Source organism: Halanaerobium sp. (genome assembly GCF_003070835.1).
In genome coordinates this window covers 1-3,205 of record NZ_QBLR01000365.1, presented here as the reverse complement: position 1 = coordinate 3,205, position 3,205 = coordinate 1, and the positions used below count along the sequence as shown (strand labels likewise).

Genomic DNA, 3,205 nt, shown 5'->3' with positions numbered 1-3,205 from the left:
TTTAAATGACAGATTATTTTTATCCTTTAAAAGAATAAAAGCTAAAAAAATTTAAATTTTAATTATTTCCCCAAATGCTTTTAATTGATTTTTTAATACTACAGAAAGGTTAAACTGTCTTAACTATTTAATGTATAAGAGCTTAGTTTAAATTTTATTTAAAATGTCTAACCCTTCTGCAGTTAATTTATAATAAATATATTACATTAGTTATTAATAAATACCAGTTACTAGATAGAATACTGAAATGACTACAGCAGATAAGATCGGTAATAATATTGTATTAAATGCAATATCTTTATAACTTTCTTTATGTGTTAAGTGAGTTACCGCTAAGAGTGTTATTACTGCACCACAGTGTGGTAAACTATCTAATCCACCAGCAGCCACAAGCATAACTCTATGTAAAACCGGTCCTGGAATACCCATTGCTAAAAAGTCTTCAGATAATACTTCAAGAGCAATAGCAGTACCACCGGAAGAAGATCCAACAATACCGGCAAGTAAAGTAGTTGAAATACCTACTTTAAAGATAGATGGAATTGTCATAGACACAAGACCACTCTTAACTGTAGCAAAAGCAGTTAATGACTTGATAACTCCACCATATCCTACCTCAGATGCAGTATTAAAGATAGGTAACAAAGCACCTACAGAACCATCAAATACCTTCTCATTTCTTTCAGGAATAAACTTCTTCATTGAAATAAGAACAAATACAACTGCAACTGAAAGAGCGATAACAACAGGCCAGGTTCCATTAATTGATCCGCCAACAGCCTGATACTTATCAACTACAGATGGACGTTCAAACCACCAGTTTGTCAAAATAAAGTTCAAAATAAAAACAATGACTATAGGAGTGATTGAAAGTCCAAAACTTGGAAGATTGTCATCTTCTAAATGTAAATCTCCATCATCATGATCTCCATAACCTTCACCCTCAGCCTGCATCATATTTGCTCTATAATTTAAATATTTTACACCGCCAAAGAACATAATTGAAGAGGCAATAATACCAAGCACAGGTGCAGCATAAATATCTGTATCAAAGTACACTGTAGGCATTGTATTAATATACTGTGGTGAACCAGGTAAAGCAGTCATTGTAAAGGTAAATGCACCCAGAGCAATTGCACCAGGAAGCAGACGTTTTGGAATGTCAGCTTTCTTTAATAATGAAGCTCCAATTGGATACATAGCGAAAACAACAACGAACAGGGAAACTCCACCATAAGTTAAAAGAGCTGTAGCAAAAACAACAGCTGTAATAGCTCTTTTAGGTCCAAACTTTTCTGCTACAAAATCAGCGATAGCAGCAGCGGCCCCAGAAACACCCATTAATTTACCGAAAATTGCACCAGCTAAGAATACAGGGAAATATGTTCCAATATATCCGGCTGCTGCTGGCATGAATTGAGTTGATAGGGCATGCAGTGGTGGAACTTCTCCAGCCATCAAGGCTGCAGCCATGGCTAAAATTGGTGCTAAAACAAGTACACTTACCCCTTTATAAGCAAAATACATCAATGCAACTAAAGTTGCAATTATAGCAAGAACTCCTAACATACTTTTCTCCTCCAATACATTTTATAATTTATTAGTTTATACGATTCTTATCAATATCAGCTTCTAAATTCATTAGTCCCTTAGTAAATATTCTTTTATCCATTTCTTTACAGTCATCAGCAACAGCTGGTTCAAAATCCATCTGGTCTAATATATCTTTCTGCATATCAACTCCAGGTGCTATTTCTGTAAGAACAATTCCTTCTTCAGATAATTCAAATACTGCTCTTTCTGTAATATAAATTACTTCCTGATTTTTCTCAACAGCATATTCGCCGCTGAATGAAATCTGTTCAACTTCATCTACAAGCTTGGTGATTTTCCCTTCCTGATTGATCTTTAATTCACCATTATCAACCTCTACTTTTAAGCCACCAGCTTTAAATGTTCCACAATAAATTACCTTTTTTGCATTCTGAGTAATATTAACAAATCCGCCAACTCCTGCAATCTTAGGGCCAAATTTACTTACATTAACATTACCACCCTTATCAGCCTGTGCCAGACCTAAAAATGCTACATCAAGTCCACCACCATCATAAAAATCAAACTGATATGGCTGATCTACAATTGCTTCCGGGTTAGTTGAAGCACCAAAACTTAGTCCTCCGGCAGGAATACCCCCAACAGGTCCAGCCTCTACAGTAAGGTTCATCTCATCACTTGCACCTTCTTCGGAAGCAACAGCCGCTACTCCTTCGGGCATACCAATTCCCAAATTAACAAGAGCATTTGGAACTAATTCCATGGCAGCTCTTCTCGCAATAACCTTTCTTTCATTAAGTTCAAGTGGCGATAATGAACCAAGTGGAACTCTTGTTTCTCCAGTATAAGCAGGGTTATACTGCTCAGCAAAAGACTGCATATGATCTTTTTCATCTTCTGCAATAACAACAGCATCTACATATATACCTGGAATAACAACTCTATTTGGATCAAGACTACCAGCTTCTGCAACTCTTTCAACCTGCACAATTACTTTACCACCTGAGTTTTTAGCTGCCTGAGCAATAGATAAACTTTCCAAAGGCATTGCTTCTTTTTCCATTGAAATATTACCTTTTTCATCAGCAGTTGTTCCTCTTAAAATTGCTACATCAACTGGAACTGGTTTGTATCTTAAATATTCATTTCCATCTAACTCAATTAACTCAACAATATCTTCGGTTGTAATATCATTAAGCTTACCCCCTTGTACTCTAGGATCAGCCAGAGTCTTTAAACCTACATGAGTAATTGTACCAGGTTTGCCAGCTGCTGTGTCTCTAAACATATGACTGATTACTCCCTGAGGTAAATTATAGCCTTCAATTTTGTTTTCATTAACTAATTCACCTAATTTAGGTGCTAAACCCCAGTGTCCACCAATAACCCTTTTTAGTAAACCGGCATGTCCTAAGTGATTTAGTCCACGATCTTTACCATCACCCTGGCCAGCTGCATAAACTAAAGTAAGATTTTCAGGTTTAGAAGTTTTTTCAAATCTTTCTTCCAATGCTTTAGTAATTCCTTCAGCATGACCAAAACCAACAAATCCACTTGTAGAAATAGTATTTCCATCTTTGATTAAATCTAATGCTTCTTCAATATCTACAACTTTATCTTTTCGCATTATTTTCCTCCTGTTTAATTAAAT

2 protein-coding genes are annotated in these 3,205 nt (G+C 35.7%); both read right to left on the bottom strand.

Translation table 11 applies throughout. The features are described from left to right. Positions 1-213: 213 nt before the first annotated feature. Positions 214-1,569: a GntP family permease gene (locus tag CI949_RS19060; protein ID WP_290769342.1), complete on the bottom strand. Its 1,356-nt coding sequence runs from the start codon at positions 1,567-1,569 to the stop codon at positions 214-216. Positions 1,570-1,600: 31 nt separating this feature from the next. Continuing rightward, a complete protein-coding gene (locus CI949_RS19055) occupies positions 1,601-3,181 on the bottom strand; it encodes an acyl CoA:acetate/3-ketoacid CoA transferase (RefSeq protein WP_290769340.1) in 1,581 nt (526 codons plus the stop codon). Positions 3,182-3,205: the final 24 nt, after the last annotated feature.